Source organism: Mycobacterium sp. NGS16 (assembly GCF_059813225.1).
The window spans coordinates 262,245-277,092 of sequence record NZ_JCALEE010000001.1 but is presented as its reverse complement, the minus strand read 5'-3'; the positions used below and the strand labels follow the sequence as shown (position 1 = coordinate 277,092).

Below are 14,848 nucleotides of genomic sequence, written 5' to 3'. Positions count from 1 at the left end.
TCACACCCACCGCTTCGCGCACGCTGGATTGCCGACAGACTAGAACTTCTTGGGCGCCAACAGGCGCGCTCCGAACCTGGCCGCGATGTTGAGGATCGCGATCAGGATGATGAGCGTCAGGGCAGCACCCCAGAGCCGGTCGGTGGGGACGGCGCTGGTGCCCGCGCCCGCCGACGTCTGGTCGTACATCATGCCCGGCAACGACCCCATGAAACCGTGGAACATGTCGAAGTTCATCGCCTGCGAATAGCCGACCAAGATCAGCAGCGGCGCCGTCTCGCCCATCACCCGTGCCAGCGCCAGCAGGATCCCGGTGATGATCCCGGACAGCGCCGTCGGGATCACGATGCTGGTGATGGTCTTCCACTTCGGCGCGCCCAGCGCGTAGCTGGCCTCCCGCAGATCCATCGGAATGATCCGGAGCATCTCCTCGGTCGCCCGCACGATCACCGGCACCATCAGCAGCACCAGCGACAACGACACCGCTAAGCCGGAGCGGTGAAAACCGAGGGTGGCCACCCACAGGGCATAGACGAACAGCGCCGCCACGATCGAGGGCACCCCGGTCAAGATGTCGACCATGAAGGTCGCGACCTTGCCGAGGCGGGTCCCGGCACCGTATTCGACCAGGTAGATCGCGACGAAGATGCCGAGCGGGATGGACAGCGCCGCGCACACCAGTCCCTGCAGCAGCGTCCCGACAATCGCGTGGTAGGCGCCGCCTCCCGCCACGAACGCCGTCATGCCGGCCTGCGAGTGCGTCCACCAGGCGCTGGAGCTGATCGCGGTGAACCCGTGTTCGATCACCGAATACATCACCCACACCAGCGGGACCAGCGCCACCGCCATCGCCAGGGTGACCAGCACCGTCGCGACGGCGTTGGCCACCCGGCGCCGCAGGCTGACCGCCGCGAACGTGCGCTCCTTGACCGGCCGGTCCAGCAGGGCGGTCATCAGTGCACCTTCTTCGTGATAGCCGCGCGCGCCAACGCGTTGACCACCAGCGTCAGCACGAACAGCACCAGCCCGGCCGCGATGTAAGCGCCGGCCTTGTACTGGTCGTTGAACTCCGATGCGGTGGCGGCGATCTTGGTGGCGAACGTGGAGCCGCCGTCGAACAACGACCAGTTGAACGCCTTCTGGGTGGCCCGCAGGATGATCAGCAGCGCCACCGTCTCGCCGAGGGCACGTCCCAGGCCAAGCATCGCGGCGCTGATGTATCCGGACCGCCCGAACGGCAACACCACTGTCTTGACCACTTCCCACCGCGTCGCTCCCAGCGCCAGCGCCGCCTCGATCTGGCCGCGGGGCGTCTGGGCCAGCACCTCGCGCGTGACCGCGGTGATGATCGGCAGGATCATCACCGCCAGCACGATCCCGCCGGTGAAGATGGTGCCGCCGCCAGCCACCGATGCGTTGCCCGTCGCGAACAGGAAGAACCCGCCGAGGTGCTCGTTGAGCCATTGCGCGGTGCCACGCAACTGCGGCGCCAGCACATATAACCCCCATGCCCCATAGATGATCGACGGCACGGCGGCAAGAAGTTCGACCATGTACGCGAGCGGCCCGACGAGCCGTCGAGGGGCGTATTCGGCGAGATAGATCGCGACCCCGAGGGCCACCGGCATGGCCAGCAGCAGCGCGAACACCGAGACGAACACCGTCACCCGCAGCATCTCGGCAATGCCGAAATGCATGGCGGAGGTGTCGGTGGTCACCCAGCTGCCGGCGAAGGTGAAGAAATTCTCCTGGTTACGCCGCAACGCCGGAATCGCCCGCAGCAGCAGGAAGCCGCCGACAGCGGTGATCAAGACGATGATCAGCACACCGGAGCCCTCCGCCACCAGGCGGAACAGCCGGTCGGGCAGGCGGCTTCCGGTGGAACGCGTCACCGCCGGCCTGACCAGTGGCCCGGCTAAGCCGGATGACTTCGACGACTCCGACGACGTGGTACCAAACGACTCGGCGACGTTAGACACCTCCCATCGCGTGCGGCACAGCGGCTACTGAATCGCGTCGATCGCAGCGCTCAGGCGCCGCTGGAACTGGTCGGGGAGCCGGACGTATCCCGCACCGGACAAGCCGTCCTGACCGCCGGTCGACGCCGACTTCAGGAAGGACTTCACGGCCGCCGACGTGTCCGGGTCGTAGCCCTTGGAGCAGACGATCTCATAGGTCACCAAGACTAGCGGGTAGGCGGCCGGTTGCCTGGTGCCGTAGAGCGACTTCAGGTCCAGGCGCATGTCGTTGCTGTCCTCGGAGACGAACCCGGCCGACTGAATGGCCACCCCGGCCGCCTCGTCGGTGGCGGCGACCACTCCGGCGCCCGAATCGATCATCGCCGACCGGAGATTGGCCTGGTCGGCGAAGCCCTTCTCGACGTAGCCGATGGCACCGGGCGTGCTCTGGACCGCCTGCACCACCCCGGCCGACTTCTGCGCGCCTTCTCCGACACCGCCCTGGAACTCACTGCCCTCGCCCTTGGTCCAGCTCTGCGGCGCGGCGGCACTGAGGTACTTCTGGAAGTTGTCGGTGGTGCCCGAGGAGTCCGATCGGTAGATCGGCGTGATGGCGGTGGCCGGCAGCTCCACACCGGGGTTCAGGGCGACCAGCGCGGGGTCGTTCCAGCTGGTGATCGCTCCGCTGAAGATCCGCGCCAACACATCGCCGTTGAGCACCAGATGCTCGACCCCGTCGAGGTGGTAGGCCATGCTGACCGGGCCGAAGACCAGCGGCAGGTGCCACGCCGGGTTGCCGCCGCCGCAGCGGGCGGCCGCCTGGGCGACCTGGGCCTCGCTCAGCGGGGAATCGGATCCGGCGAAATCGACGTGCCCGGCGATGAACTGTTCGCGGCCCGCGCCCGATCCGGTCGGGTTGTAGGACAGGTTCTTGCCCGCGCACTCCTGGCCCCAGACCTGGTTGAACACCGCGATCGCGTTCTGCTGCGCCGTGGACCCCTCGGCGGTCAGGGTGTTCTTCCCGGCGCACGCGGCCGACCCCGAACCGGCGGCGCCGGCCGAGCCGCCGGTGTTGTCGTCGCTGCCGCAGCCGCTCAGCGCCAGACCCAAGGTCGCCGCCAACAGTGCAAGGCCCGCCGTTTTGGGCTTCATCGTTTCTCGCTTTCCCACGCTCGTTCCGGTACGAATCCCCCCGGAACGTATGCGGCACTTATGGATGGCATCCACCCGGCAGGTGAACGCGTGGTGAATAGATCGCCCGCCAGTCAGCCACGATCAACCGCGGCGTAGGCGGTGTCGACGCTGTGCACAGTGAAACCCAGCTGCTCATAGGTCCGCAACGCCGCGGTGTTGTCCGCTTCGACGTAGAGCAGCACGGTCGGCGAGTCGACGTCGGCGAGCCGGTCGGCCAGGTAGGCCAGACCCACTTCGGTCAGCGCCCGCCCCAGGCCGCGGCCCTGAGCGGCTGGATCGACCCCGACGACGTACACCTCGCCGATGGGTGTCGCGCCGGGGTGGATCTTGGTCCAGTGGAACCCCAGCAGATGCGGCTCGGCGGCCCCGTGGAGCTCGTCGAACGCCAGGAAGAGCCCGTGCGGATCGAACCACCCCTCGGCGCGCCGCTCGGCCACGTCCGCGGCCGTCCAGCCGCCCTGCTCCGGGTGCCAGGCGAAGGCCGCGTTGTTGACCCGGAGCAATTCGGCGTCGTCGGCCTGCCCCGCGTAGCTGCGAATCGAGACCCCGGCCGGCAGCGACGGCTCCGGCACCCCGCGCAGCGACCGGCGCATCTGCAGCAGCTCGCGCACCGCGGTCAAGCCCAGCGCCGCGGCGGTGGCCCGGGCCGCGGGCAGTGTGCCGTGCGCCCAGAACCGGTTGTGTCCTTCGGTTTTCGCCCATGCGGCGCGGGCCATCGCGGATCCGATGCCGCGCCGGCGGGCCTGCGGCGCCACCACCAGCTCGGCCATCGGCGCGGTGCCATCCGGCGGTGCGCTCAGCTGCAGGTAGCCCAGCACCGCACCGCCGTCCGCCGTGACCAGGTGCCCGACACGATCACCGGTGAGCTCGCGCACCACCTGCTCACCGACCGGGGCGACGCCGTCGTACTCGGTGGCGGCGGTGATCAGCTCCCGGATCTGCCGCTGCTCGTCGTCGGTGAGTGCGGCGCGCCATTGCGGGACGGTCACTGGCTGGCCAGCGACTCGGGCGCACCGCCGTCGGCACCGTCGAGGTCATCGACCGCCTCGTCCTCGCCGTCCCCCTCGTCGGACGCGCCCGCCGGTTTGCCCCGCACCGGCCGGACCGCCTTGTAGCCGACGTTGCGTACCGTGCCGATCAACGACTCGTATTCCGGGCCGAGCTTGGCCCGAAGCCGCCGGACGTGCACGTCGACGGTGCGGGTGCCGCCGAAGAAGTCATACCCCCACACCTCCTGCAGCAGCTGCGCGCGGGTGAAGACCCGCCCGACGTGCTGGGTGAGGTACTTGAGGAGCTCGAATTCCTTGTAGGTCAGGTCCAGCGGCCGCCCCCGCAGCCGCGCGGTGTAGGTGCCTTCGTCGATGACCAGCTCACCGAGTTTGGTCTGGCCGGACGCCTGTTCGGCAGCCGGAGCGCCCCGACGGCCGGTCAACAGTCGCAACCGGGCGTCGGTCTCGGCCGGCCCGGTCCCCGGCAGCAGGATCTCGTCGATGCCCCACTCGGCATTGACGGCGACCAGCCCACCCTCGGTAACCACCGCCACCACCGGTACCGATCCTGCGGTGGTGCTCAGCAGCCGGCACAACCCCCGGGCCCCGGCCAGATCGGTGCGCGCGTCGACGATCACCACCTCCGCCGAACCGGCCTCAAGCAGCGCGGAGACCTCCGGCGACGCTGTCCGCACGGTGTGTGCCAGCAGCGACAGCGACGGCAGCACCGCTTCAGGGTGCAGGTCAGCAGTCAACAGCAGTAGCTCCAACGAGGCCCTCCAGCGTCCCAGGTGATCTAACGATAGCGTGCGACCTGCCAGAATGGCCGGGTGCGCAGGGTGCTTATCGGGATATCGGCCGTGATCGCGGCTCTGATCGTCGCAGCAGCCGGGGTCGATTTCGGCACCAGCGTCTACGCCGAATACCAACTGTCCCGGGCGGTTCGGCGAGCCACCGACCTCGGTTCGGACCCCTTCGTGGCGATCCTGGGGTTCCCGTTCCTCCCGCAGGCACGCCGCGATCACTACGACGAAGTGGAGATCAAGGCCCCGGCTGTCGAGCAGCCGATGATCGGCAAGGCGATGCTGGAGGCCACCATGCATTCGGTCGACCTGAGCGAGGCGTCCTGGCGGTTCCGCCCCGGCGCCAAGATCCCGGTCGCCAAACTGGAGAGCCGGATCATCATCGGCTCGGTGTATCTGGGCCGCTATCTGGGCATTCGCGATCTGATGGTGGAGGCACCACCGAGCGAGACCAACGACGCCACCGGCGGCACCACCGAGTCGGGGATCTCCAGCAGTCACGGCCTGGTGTTCACCGGCACACCGGCCGGCTACGGCAAGCGGGTCAGCGTCGCGGTGGACCTGTCGATCGCCGGCGCCGACCACAGCACGCTGGTGATCACCCCGACCGGGGTGCTCACCGGGCCGGACACCGCCAACCAGCACGTTCCCGATGAGCAGCGGGCGGCGGTGCTGGCGGCCTTCGGCGGCAGCCTGCCCCAACAACGGCTCCCGTTCGGCCTGATCCCCACCAGCCAGGGGGCGCGCGGCTCCGACGTGATCATCGAGGGCATCGCCGGGGATATGACCATCACCCTGCCCGAATTCCGCCAGCCATGAGCGTGATCGCGATCGTCGCCGGCCTGACGCTCGCGGGCGCGGTCGGGTGGTGGCTCAACCGCCGGGCCGGGGTGCTGCGGGAGACGCCCGACGGCGCCGGACCCGACACCGCCGATCTGGGCCTGGCCCGTGGCGGGCCGACCGTGGTGCACTTCTCCGCGCCATGGTGTGGACCGTGCGCCGGGGTGCGCCGGGTCGTCGAGCAGGTCTGCGGCGAGCTCGGCGGCGTCGCGCACCGCGAGATCGACATCGACGCCGATCCGGGTGCTGCGCGGAGGTTTTCGGTGCTGTCGCTGCCCACCACGCTGATCTTCGATGCCGACGGCCGGCAGCGCTATCGGGCTTCCGGGGTCCCCACGGCCGCTGCCCTGCGGTCGGCGCTGGCGCCGCTATTGGCTTGAACACCTCCGCATTGGGTACGCTGTACGGCGTGTTCGCCCGCCTTGAGCTTGTGCTCACCAAGCGCCGCACAGTCGACCTGTGCCGCACCGCGGGCTGCTGCTGTTGTCGCTGTCGCTGAGTCGCCGCGTTTTCGCGTCGCTCGAGGAGTCGCCCGGACGGAATCCGTGGCATGTCTCCACCAGCCGATTTCCATGACAGCCAGGGAGCAGCAAAGATGTCGAACCCCGACACCAGCACCGCGCCGGTAGACGTCCGGGGCCCCCGCTTCGCCGCCTGGGTTACCACCGCGGTTCTGGTGGCCGTCCTGCTCATGTCCGAGCTCAGCCCGGGCGCCGCCACCGTCGTGCTGACGGGCCAGGCCGTGGTGTTCGCGGTCGGCGCGGCGTTGGGCCCCCGCCGCCACCCCTACGGAATGCTCTACGCGCGCCTGCTGGCGCCGCGACTCGGTCCGGTGAGCGTGCGCGAGCCGGTGGCGCCGCTGCGCTTCGCCCAGCTCGTCGGCCTGGTGTTCGCGGTGACCGGAATCGCCGGTTTCGCCGCCGCCCCGGCGGTGGGGCTGGCCGCGACGGCCGCCGCGCTGGCGGCGGCCTTCCTGAATGCCGCCTTCGGCATCTGCCTGGGCTGTCAGCTCTACCCGCTCGTCGTGCGGCTGCGCCCGGCACCCGCGGCTGAGCTCGCTACGAAGTCGTTCGCCTCGAAGTAATCGGAAAGGATTCCATCCATGGCCCGCTCCGACGTCCTGGTCTCCACCGACTGGGCCGAGCGCAATCTCGACGCACCCGACACCGTCTTCGTCGAAGTCGATGAGGACACCAGCGTCTACGACACCAACCACATCCCCGGCGCGATCCGGTTGGACTGGCGCAAGGATCTGCAGGACCCGGTCCGGCGCGACGTCATCGACGCCGCCGCGTTCTCCAAATTGCTTTCCGAGCGCGGTATCTCAGTCGACGACACCGTGATCCTCTACGGCGGCAACAACAATTGGTTCGCCGCGTTCGCCTACTGGTACTTCAAGCTCTACGGGCACGAGAACGTAAAGCTGCTCGACGGAGGGCGCAAGAAGTGGGAACTCGACGGGCGCCCCCTGTCCAGCGAGAAGGTCACCCGGCCGGCGACGTCATACACGGCCAAGCCGTTGGACGAGTCGCTGCGGGCCCGGCGCGACGAGGTGATCGCGGCGATCAACACCAAGAACCTCGTCGATGTGCGCTCCCCGGAGGAGTTCTCCGGCAAGATCCTGGCGCCGGCGCACCTGCCCCAGGAGCAGAGCCAGCAGCGCGGCCACATCCCCAGCGCAATCAACGTGCCGTGGAGCCGCGCCGCCAACGAGGACGGCACCTTCAAATCCGACGAGGAGCTGGCCAAGCTGTACGCCGACGCCGGCCTGGACGGCGAGAAGGAGACCATCGCGTACTGCCGGATCGGTGAGCGTTCGTCGCACACCTGGTTCGTGCTGCGCGAGCTGCTCGGACACCGCAACGTCAAGAACTACGACGGCAGTTGGATGGAATACGGCTCCCTGGTGGGCGCCCCGATCGAATTGGGAAGCTGATATGTGCTCTGGACCGAAACAAGGACTCGCCTTGCCGGCCAACGTCGACCTGGAGAAGGAGACGGTGATCACCGGCCGCGTGGTGGACAGCTCCGGTCAGACCGTCGGCGGCGCGTTCGTGCGGCTGCTCGACTCCTCCGACGAGTTCACCGCGGAGGTCGTCGCCTCGGCCACCGGTGACTTCCGGTTCTTCGCCGCCCCCGGATCGTGGACGGTGCGGGCGCTGTCGTCGGCCGGCAACGGCGATGCGGTGGTCACGCCGTCCGGGGCGGGCATCCACGAGGTCGACATCAAAGTCGCCTGACGGTTCGCGATAGACTGCCCCCGTGGTGCTGTTCTTCGAGTTGATGCTGGTGGCGGCTACGGGCCTGATCACCTGGTTCGCGCTGTACACGCTGTATCGGCTGATCACCGACGAGATGTGAGTGCCCCCGACGGTGGCGCGCCGGGCGGCGGTGACCGTCCGGTCATCCCGGGATCCGGTGACCGCGCGGTAGCTGCCGCCGCGGAACGGGCCAAACAGACCGCGGCGCGCAACATCCCGGTCTTCCCGGTCTCTGCGGACCTGCCGATCCGCGACACCGCCAACCTGCGTGAAGGCCCGAACCTGCACGACGACCTGTTGGCGCTGCTGCCGCTGGTCGGGGTGTGGCGCGGGGAAGGTGTGGGCCACGGCGCGCACGGCGACTACCGGTTCGGCCAGCAGATCGTGGTCTCCCACGACGGCGGCGACTACCTGAACTGGGAAGCGCGCTCCTGGCCGCTCGAGGAGGCCGCCGAAGTCACCGGTCCGGCGCTGCGCGAGACCGGCTTCTGGCGGTTCATCGACGACCCTGAGGATCCAGACGAGACGCAGGCCATCGAGCTGCTGCTGGCGCATGCGAGCGGCTATGTGGAGCTGTTCTACGGGCGGCCACACGGCCCGGCGTCGTGGGAGTTGGTCACCGACGCCCTGGCGCGCAGCAAGTCCGGGGCGCTGATCGGCGGCGCCAAGCGGCTCTACGGGATCGTCGAGGACGGCGACCTGGCCTACGTCGAAGAGCGGGTGGACGCCGACGGCCAACTGGTGCCGCACCTGTCAGCCCGGCTGGCCCGCTTCGTCGGCTGACGGCCCCGCGTTGACTATGGCGGCATCCACCAGGGCGGTGACCTCGGCGTCGGGCACCCGCGGGTGCAGTACCCGGCCGTCCAGGGTGTGTACCCGCGCCGCCAAGGTGATGCTGGAGATCAGCCAGATATCCTGCGCCGCAGCAAGATCGGTGTCCCGCAACGGCGTGTACTCGCACCGGTAACCTGCGCCGCGAGCGGTTTGAAACAGCGCCTCGGCGGTGGTGCCACGCAGGATCGGCTGCGACGACGGCGGCGTGACCATGCGCCCCGGTTCGACCAGGACGACGGTGGAGCGCGGGCCCTCCAAGACGTAGCCGTCGGAGCTGAGGAAGATCACGTCGTCCGCGCCGTGCTTGGCGGCGTGACGCAATGCCGCCATGTTGACCGCGTAGGACAGGGTTTTGGCGCCGGCCAGCAGCCACGGCATCGCCGGTCCCTGCGCCGGCATGCCGCGGTCCAGGCTCAGCGCGGCCACGCCGTGCCGGCGGGCCTCGGCGATGCGCACCGGCAACGGCGTGATCATCACGTATGCCGTTGGCTGCGGGTCGGTTTGGGAACCGCTTTCCCGGCCCCGGCTGTAGATCATCCGCAGCGCACCTTCGCCGGCCGCCGGCCACTGACGCACCGCCGTATCGACGGCGCGCCGCCACTGGTCCAGATCCGGGGCGGGCAGATCCATCAACTCCGCCGAGCGGGCCAGCCGCTGCAGGTGCGCCGCTAGCAAACACGCTCGGCCGTCGCGCACCAACAGGGTTTCAAACACCCCGTCACCGCGCAGCAGGCCCAGATCGTCGGCATGGACCAGGGGGACGTTCGGCTCCGCCGGCCCGCCACCCACGGTGACGATCGTCACGGGGTGATCGGCGGGCATGGACCCTGAGCGTAGCGGCTCCGTAGAGTTGACCTGTGTCCGCGGTACCCGCTCCCGATCCCGGTCCCGACGCCGGCGCCGTCTGGCACTACGGCGACCCGTTCGGCGAACAGCGAAGTGCCCAAAGCGAAGCCGTGCTGGTGGACCGATCCCATCGGGCGGTGCTCGCCGTCGGCGGCCCGGAGCGCAAGACGTGGCTGCACACCCTGTGCACCCAGCACGTGGCCGAACTGCCCGACGGTGCCAGCACCGAGAACCTGATCCTGGACGCCCACGGCCACATCACCGATCACTGGGTCCAGACCGAACTGGACGGCACCACCTACCTCGACACCGAGCCATGGCGGGGCGAACCGCTGACCGCACACCTGCGCAAGATGGTGTTCTGGGCCGACGTGACGATCCAACCGGCCGACCTCGCGGTGCTGTCACTGCTGGGGCCGCGCCTCGCCGACCCGGCGGTGCGCGACGCACTGGGCGTGGCCGCGCTGCCCGACACCGAGGCGGTGGCGATCGGAGACTCCGGTGCCTTCCTGCGACCCGGGCCGGGTGGGCACACCCTGGAGCTGCTGGTGCCGCCCGCCGAGAAGGGCGGCTGGCAGCGCCGGCTGACCCAGGCCGGGGTGAGGCCGGCCGGGGTGTGGACCTACGAGGCCGCGCGGGTGGCGGCGCGACGGCCGCGGCTGGGCCTGGACACCGACGAGCGCAGCATCCCGCACGAGGTGAACTGGATCGGCGGACCGGGCGTCGGCGCGGTGCACCTGAACAAGGGGTGCTACAGCGGGCAGGAGACGGTGGCGCGGGTGCATAACTTGGGCAAGCCGCCCCGGATGCTGGTGCTGCTGCACCTGGACGGGTCGGTGGACCGTCCCGCCACCGGCGATCCGATCAGCTCCGGGGGCCGCCCGGTGGGCCGGCTGGGCACCGTGGTGGACCACTTCGAACTGGGCCCGATCGCCCTGGCGCTGCTCAAGCGCGGGCTACCGGCCGACACCCCGCTGTCGACCGGCCCCGGCGCGGAGGTCAGCGCGGTGATCGACGCCGAATCCCTGCCGCCGCCGGACGTGCGGGGCGCGGGCCGCGTCGCCGTCGACCGGCTGCGGGGCCGGGTTTGATGGTGGTCACACCGCACAGGCCAGCTCGGCAGCCGAGCGGACGGCACGGTAAGCTGTCGGCAGGACAATAAACACACTCAGATCGGAGCCGCCTGCTCGTGGGGCCGCTCCGTTATTGCGCGAGGGGGTCCCCCCATGGGCCGCGGCCGGGCTAAGGCGAAGCAGACCAAGGTTGCTCGAGAGCTCAAGTACAGCTCACCGTCGACCGATTTCACCCAGCTCCAACGTGAGCTGGCTGGGGCTGATGTCAACGACACCGACGGTGACGACTCGTGGAACGGTGACGACGACTGGCGCCGCTGAGCGCTGAGGGCTGAACCGCGGGGCCCAGCTATGCGGCGGTCCCAGCTTCGCCTCTCCTCCGTCGAGCCTCGCTGAACCGCCGGGTTTGATACGGCGGTCCCAGCTTCGCCTCTCCTTCGTCGAGCCTCGCTGAACCGCCGGGTCTATGCGGCGGTCCCAGCTTCGCCTCTCCCCGGGCTAGAACCTCGGGTGCTGCCCGACGAGCTTGGCGCCCGCGCCCGCCTCACCCTGGGCGTTCTTGCCGGCTTTGGCCACCGTGCCGAGCGGCCAGCAGTCGACGTGACGGGCGGTCAAAATCGCCAGCGCCCGGTCGGTGTCCTCCGGCGCGACCACCGCGACCATGCCGACACCGAGGTTGAACGTCTTCTCCATCTCGGCCCGACTCACCCGGCCGCGTTGCGCAATCATCGCGAACACCGGAGCCGGAGTCCAGGTGCCGCGGTCCACCTCGGCGATCAACCCGTCCGGCATGACCCGGGCCAGGTTGCCGGCCAGGCCGCCGCCGGTGACGTGGCAGAAAGTCCGCACCTGGGTCTCGGCGGCCAGCGCCAGACAGTCCTTGGCGTAGATGCGGGTCGGCTCCAGCAGCTCCTCCCCCAACGTACGGCCGAACTCCTCGACATGGCCGGCCAGATTCATCCGGTCAATGTCGAGCAACACCGCCCGTGCCAGCGAGTAGCCGTTGGAGTGCAGCCCCGAGGAGCCCATCGCGATCAGCACGTCACCGGGGCGAACGCGGTCCGGCCCCAGCACGTCGTCGGCTTCCACCACACCGACACCGGTCGCCGAGATGTCGTAGTGGTCCGGTTCCATCAGGCCCGGGTGCTCGGCGGTCTCGCCGCCGATCAGCGCACAGCCGGCCTGCACGCACCCTTCGGCGATGCCGGAGACGATCGCACTGACCCGTTCCGGCACCGTGCGGCCGACGGCGATGTAGTCCTGCAGGAACAGCGGCTCGGCACCGCACACCACCAGGTCGTCGACCACCATCGCGACCAGGTCGATGCCCACGGTGTCGTGCTTGTCCATCGCCTGGGCGATCGCCAGCTTGGTGCCCACGCCGTCGGTGGACGACGCCAGCAACGGCTCGCGATAGTCGTTGCGCAGGGCGAACAGCCCGGCGAATCCGCCGAGGCCGCCCCGCACCTCCGGCCGGGTGGCCCGGGCGGCCAGCGGTTTGATCAGTTCGACGGCCCTGTCACCGGCGTCGATGTCCACACCTGCCGAAGCGTAGGTGACGCCCTGGGCGCTCGAATGTGCTGCGGGTTCCGTCATCGCGGTAAAGGCTACCGTGCTCAGGGCCGGCGCGGTCAGGCCCTGTTGTGTCGCACCTGGTTGAAGGGGACACCCCGGTCGGCGGCGTATTCGCGGGGCAGGCCCAGCACGCGCTCGGCGATGACATTGCGGGCCATCTCATTGCTGCCGCCCCCGAGGGCCACCGTCTGGCGCGACAGGTACCGCTTTCCGACTTTGAGCAGCTGTGCGTCGCCGTCGACGACCCCGAGCGGCCCGGCGACCTCGGTGGCCGTATCGACCTCCAGGAAAGTCACATCGGAGTGGAACAGCCGGATGAGCGAGCCGGCCGCCGGTGGCAGCGCCCCGGTGCGCATGGCGCGTCCGACATAGTCGACGAGACAATCGCGCACCATCCGCCGGGCCAGCACCCGGCCGATCTTGTCCTGGATCAGCGGGTCGTCGACGGTTCCGGCGTCGGCGGCCAGGACCAGGAAGTCACCGGCGGCCATTTCCGCGCGTTCGGGGCCGCGTCCGCTGGCGAACTCCGAGCCCTGCCCGACGGCGCGGCGCTCGTGGAACAGCAAGCGGGAGGCGACGTCCCAGCCCTTGTTGACCTCGCCGACGACCGCGTCGTCGCCGAGGCGCAGGCCGTCGAAGAACTCCTCACAGAACTCGTTGGTGCCGTCGACCTGTTCGATACGCCGCAGTGTGACGCCGGGAGCGTCGATCGGCATCAGGAACATCGTCAGGCCGTCGTGTTTGGGCACCGTGGAATCGGTGCGGGCCAGCAATAGTCCGTAGTCGGCGGCGAAGGCACTGGTGCTCCAGGTCTTGGCGCCGCTGATCACCCAGCTGTCCCCGTTACGATCGGCGCGGGTGATCAGACCCGCCAGGTCGGACCCACCGCTGGGTTCCGAGAGCAGCTGGACGAGCACCTCCTCCCCACGCAGCGCGGCATGGATGTGCCGGCGCTTCTGCTCCTCACTGCCGGTGTCGAGCAGCGTCGCGCAGCAGATGGTGAAGGTCGGGACGTTGAGTATCAACGGCATCTCGTAGCCGTCGGATTCGATGTCGAAGGCCTTCTGATAGCGGGTGTCCAAGCCCAGGCCGCCGTATTCGCGCGGGAAGCAGATCCCGGCGAATCCGCCGTCATACAGGCGCCGCTGCAGCTCCCGCGCCCGCTGCCAGGCGCCCTCGTCGTCGCGCCCGTTGCGCGGCGGGTGCTGCGGATCGAGACGCGGCATGTTGGCCGCCAGCCAGCTGCGCGCCCGGGCAGCGAACTCGGTGACGGTGAACTCTTCGGTCGCGGTGGTCTGGCTCATGCGGCCGGCTCCGTGGTGGTCGCGGCCCGGACGATGGCCTGGTGGTGTTCGCCCGCTGTGCCGAACAGGCCGGCATACAAGGTGATCCGGCGCAGGTACACGTGCAGGTCGTGTTCCCACGTGACGCCGATGCCGCCGTGCAGTTGGACGCACTCCTGGACCAGCAACCCGGCGTGTTCGCCCAAATAGGATTTGGCGGCGCTGACCCACATCCCGGCGTCCGGGGCGCGCGCGGCCACCTTATCCACGGCGCCGGCGGCGATCGCGCGGCCGGCGTGCATCCACATGGTCATATCGGCGAGCCGGTGTTTGAGCGCCTGGTAGGACGCCAGCGGCCGGCCGAAGCTGTACCGGTCCCGGGTCCATGCAAGGGTCATCGCCAGTACGGCGTCCAGAATTCCCACGGTCTCGGCGCACGTCAGGGCGATCGCGACCTCGGTCTGGCGGTCGATGAGTTGCGGTGTCTGCGCGGCGCTGCCCACGACTGCCTCGACCTCGACGTCGTCGAGCTCGAGGCGCGCGTACTGCTTCACCAGGTCGATGCAGGGCTGCGGGTGCACCGTCACGCCCGGGGCGTCGGCGCGGATCAAAAACTGCCGCAGCGCGCCGTCGTCGGTGCGGGCGCCGACGAGGATCAGATCGGCCTGCGCACCTGCCTCGACCCGGTCCTTGACGCCGTTGAGCCGGTAGCCGGTTCCGGTGGCGGCGACGGCCGACTGGTGCGGCCGAAAGCCTCGGCCCGGCTCGTCGGCCGCCCAGGTCGCTACCTGCTCACCGGAGATCAGTGCGGCGATGGTCGCGGCGTGGTCGGCGCGGTTGTCGGCGTCGACCAAGCCGGCCAGCACGGTGCTCACCGGGTACAGCGGCCCGGGCGCGACCGTGCGCCCGATCGCTTCGGCGAGCGCCGCGAGGTCGTGCAGGCCGCTGTCGGAGACGCTGCCCCCGCCGAGTTCCTCGGGCACCAACAAGCCGGCCCACCCCAGTTCGGCGGCCTGCGTCCACCACTGTGGATCGTAGGAGCGGCCCTGGGCGTGTAGGTCACGTTGCCCGCTCAGCGGCGCGGTCTTGTCGAGAAACGCGCGGGCCGTGGCGACAAACAGCTCGCTCTCTGTGGACAAGTCGGTCATAGAGTCTCCTTCTGGACGCCAACGGCGTTGACCGCCTTGACCGG

18 protein-coding genes are annotated in these 14,848 nt (G+C 69.6%); 9 read left to right on the top strand and 9 right to left on the bottom strand.

Annotated features, from left to right (window positions below):
* Window positions 1–39 precede the first annotated feature (39 nt).
* From pstA to AC5Y4Q_RS01330, 5 genes are all read right to left on the bottom strand, one after another.
* The gene (pstA, locus tag AC5Y4Q_RS01350) at window positions 40–954 is read right to left on the bottom strand and encodes a phosphate ABC transporter permease PstA (RefSeq protein ID WP_064921456.1); all 915 of its coding nucleotides are present in this window, start codon (window positions 952–954) and stop codon (window positions 40–42) included.
* Complete coding sequence (gene pstC, locus AC5Y4Q_RS01345) at window positions 954–1,892, bottom strand: phosphate ABC transporter permease subunit PstC (RefSeq protein ID WP_234786433.1); 939 nt, start codon at window positions 1,890–1,892, stop codon at window positions 954–956. Before pstC ends, pstA begins: the two co-directional genes overlap by 1 nt.
* Window positions 1,893–2,003: 111 nt before the next feature.
* Complete coding sequence (pstS, locus tag AC5Y4Q_RS01340) at window positions 2,004–3,110, bottom strand: phosphate ABC transporter substrate-binding protein PstS (protein WP_064921455.1); 1,107 nt, start codon at window positions 3,108–3,110, stop codon at window positions 2,004–2,006.
* 113 nt (window positions 3,111–3,223) lie between these two features.
* The gene (mshD, locus tag AC5Y4Q_RS01335; RefSeq protein WP_499957648.1) at window positions 3,224–4,141 is read right to left on the bottom strand and encodes a mycothiol synthase; all 918 of its coding nucleotides are present in this window, start codon (window positions 4,139–4,141) and stop codon (window positions 3,224–3,226) included.
* Window positions 4,138–4,911, bottom strand: coding sequence for a winged helix-turn-helix transcriptional regulator (locus AC5Y4Q_RS01330; RefSeq protein ID WP_064921453.1), 774 nt, complete (start codon window positions 4,909–4,911; stop codon window positions 4,138–4,140). Before AC5Y4Q_RS01330 ends, mshD begins: the two co-directional genes overlap by 4 nt.
* A 60-nt stretch (window positions 4,912–4,971) precedes the next feature.
* Here AC5Y4Q_RS01330 and lmeA point away from each other — a divergent pair, with 60 nt between their 5' ends.
* The 7 genes from lmeA (at window position 4,972) to AC5Y4Q_RS01295 (ending at window position 8,828) form a co-directional block, all read left to right on the top strand.
* Complete coding sequence (gene lmeA / locus AC5Y4Q_RS01325; protein ID WP_125225353.1) at window positions 4,972–5,763, top strand: mannan chain length control protein LmeA; 792 nt, start codon at window positions 4,972–4,974, stop codon at window positions 5,761–5,763.
* Window positions 5,760–6,164 (top strand): thioredoxin family protein, encoded by a 405-nt coding sequence (locus tag AC5Y4Q_RS01320; protein WP_064921451.1) that lies wholly within the window; start codon window positions 5,760–5,762, stop codon window positions 6,162–6,164. Before lmeA ends, AC5Y4Q_RS01320 begins: the two co-directional genes overlap by 4 nt.
* Window positions 6,165–6,193: 29 nt before the next feature.
* Window positions 6,194–6,283 carry a putative leader peptide gene (locus AC5Y4Q_RS01315; protein WP_369127102.1) on the top strand — a complete coding sequence of 30 codons (90 nt, stop codon included), beginning with the start codon at window positions 6,194–6,196 and terminating at the stop codon, window positions 6,281–6,283.
* Between the two features lie 96 nt (window positions 6,284–6,379).
* Entirely contained in the window at window positions 6,380–6,868 is a 489-nt protein-coding gene (locus AC5Y4Q_RS01310; RefSeq protein WP_125225352.1) for a DUF4395 domain-containing protein, read from the top strand.
* 18 nt (window positions 6,869–6,886) lie between these two features.
* Window positions 6,887–7,720 (top strand): sulfurtransferase, encoded by an 834-nt coding sequence (locus tag AC5Y4Q_RS01305; RefSeq protein WP_125225351.1) that lies wholly within the window; start codon window positions 6,887–6,889, stop codon window positions 7,718–7,720.
* A 1-nt stretch (window position 7,721) separates the two neighbouring features.
* The gene (locus AC5Y4Q_RS01300; protein ID WP_064921448.1) at window positions 7,722–8,024 is read left to right on the top strand and encodes a DUF1416 domain-containing protein; all 303 of its coding nucleotides are present in this window, start codon (window positions 7,722–7,724) and stop codon (window positions 8,022–8,024) included.
* A gap of 117 nt (window positions 8,025–8,141) precedes the next feature.
* Window positions 8,142–8,828 carry a heme-binding beta-barrel domain-containing protein gene (locus AC5Y4Q_RS01295; protein ID WP_064921447.1) on the top strand — a complete coding sequence of 229 codons (687 nt, stop codon included), beginning with the start codon at window positions 8,142–8,144 and terminating at the stop codon, window positions 8,826–8,828.
* Here the strand turns inward: AC5Y4Q_RS01295 and AC5Y4Q_RS01290 are convergent.
* Window positions 8,799–9,701: an aminodeoxychorismate lyase gene (locus tag AC5Y4Q_RS01290; RefSeq protein WP_499957641.1), complete on the bottom strand. Its 903-nt coding sequence runs from the start codon at window positions 9,699–9,701 to the stop codon at window positions 8,799–8,801. The genes AC5Y4Q_RS01295 and AC5Y4Q_RS01290 overlap by 30 nt on opposite strands.
* A gap of 35 nt (window positions 9,702–9,736) precedes the next feature.
* Here AC5Y4Q_RS01290 and ygfZ point away from each other — a divergent pair, with 35 nt between their 5' ends.
* Window positions 9,737–10,816 carry a CAF17-like 4Fe-4S cluster assembly/insertion protein YgfZ gene (gene ygfZ / locus AC5Y4Q_RS01285; protein WP_499957639.1) on the top strand — a complete coding sequence of 360 codons (1,080 nt, stop codon included), beginning with the start codon at window positions 9,737–9,739 and terminating at the stop codon, window positions 10,814–10,816.
* Between the two features lie 135 nt (window positions 10,817–10,951).
* Window positions 10,952–11,119 (top strand): DUF3073 domain-containing protein, encoded by a 168-nt coding sequence (locus AC5Y4Q_RS01280; protein WP_082952585.1) that lies wholly within the window; start codon window positions 10,952–10,954, stop codon window positions 11,117–11,119.
* 177 nt (window positions 11,120–11,296) lie between these two features.
* On the opposite strand, the gene purM is transcribed toward AC5Y4Q_RS01280, so the two are convergent.
* Genes purM through AC5Y4Q_RS01265 form a run of 3 tightly spaced genes read right to left on the bottom strand, consistent with a single transcriptional unit; the run spans window position 11,297 to window position 14,804 of the window.
* On the bottom strand, window positions 11,297–12,394 hold the full coding sequence (purM, locus tag AC5Y4Q_RS01275; RefSeq protein WP_064921444.1) for a phosphoribosylformylglycinamidine cyclo-ligase: 1,098 nt from the start codon (window positions 12,392–12,394) through the stop codon (window positions 11,297–11,299).
* A 35-nt stretch (window positions 12,395–12,429) separates the two neighbouring features.
* Window positions 12,430–13,677, bottom strand: coding sequence for an acyl-CoA dehydrogenase family protein (locus AC5Y4Q_RS01270; RefSeq protein ID WP_499957636.1), 1,248 nt, complete (start codon window positions 13,675–13,677; stop codon window positions 12,430–12,432).
* Complete coding sequence (locus tag AC5Y4Q_RS01265; RefSeq protein WP_499957634.1) at window positions 13,674–14,804, bottom strand: acyl-CoA dehydrogenase family protein; 1,131 nt, start codon at window positions 14,802–14,804, stop codon at window positions 13,674–13,676. Before AC5Y4Q_RS01265 ends, AC5Y4Q_RS01270 begins: the two co-directional genes overlap by 4 nt.
* Window positions 14,805–14,848 lie beyond the last annotated feature (44 nt).

Bases quoted from the DNA above. Each gene is read 5' to 3' on its own strand.
- pstA (WP_064921456.1), bottom strand. From the start codon at position 954: ATGACCGCCCTGCTGGACCGGCCGGTCAAGGAGCGCACGTTCGCGGCG.
- pstS (WP_064921455.1), bottom strand. From the start codon at position 3,110: ATGAAGCCCAAAACGGCGGGCCTTGCACTGTTGGCGGCGACCTTGGGT.
- AC5Y4Q_RS01320 (WP_064921451.1), top strand. From the start codon at position 5,760: ATGAGCGTGATCGCGATCGTCGCCGGCCTGACGCTCGCGGGCGCGGTC.
- AC5Y4Q_RS01310 (WP_125225352.1), top strand. From the start codon at position 6,380: ATGTCGAACCCCGACACCAGCACCGCGCCGGTAGACGTCCGGGGCCCC.
- AC5Y4Q_RS01305 (WP_125225351.1), top strand. From the start codon at position 6,887: ATGGCCCGCTCCGACGTCCTGGTCTCCACCGACTGGGCCGAGCGCAAT.
- AC5Y4Q_RS01300 (WP_064921448.1), top strand. From the start codon at position 7,722: ATGTGCTCTGGACCGAAACAAGGACTCGCCTTGCCGGCCAACGTCGAC.
- AC5Y4Q_RS01290 (WP_499957641.1), bottom strand. From the start codon at position 9,701: ATGCCCGCCGATCACCCCGTGACGATCGTCACCGTGGGTGGCGGGCCG.
- AC5Y4Q_RS01280 (WP_082952585.1), top strand. From the start codon at position 10,952: ATGGGCCGCGGCCGGGCTAAGGCGAAGCAGACCAAGGTTGCTCGAGAG.
- purM (WP_064921444.1), bottom strand. From the start codon at position 12,394: ATGACGGAACCCGCAGCACATTCGAGCGCCCAGGGCGTCACCTACGCT.
- AC5Y4Q_RS01270 (WP_499957636.1), bottom strand. From the start codon at position 13,677: ATGAGCCAGACCACCGCGACCGAAGAGTTCACCGTCACCGAGTTCGCT.
- AC5Y4Q_RS01265 (WP_499957634.1), bottom strand. From the start codon at position 14,804: ATGACCGACTTGTCCACAGAGAGCGAGCTGTTTGTCGCCACGGCCCGC.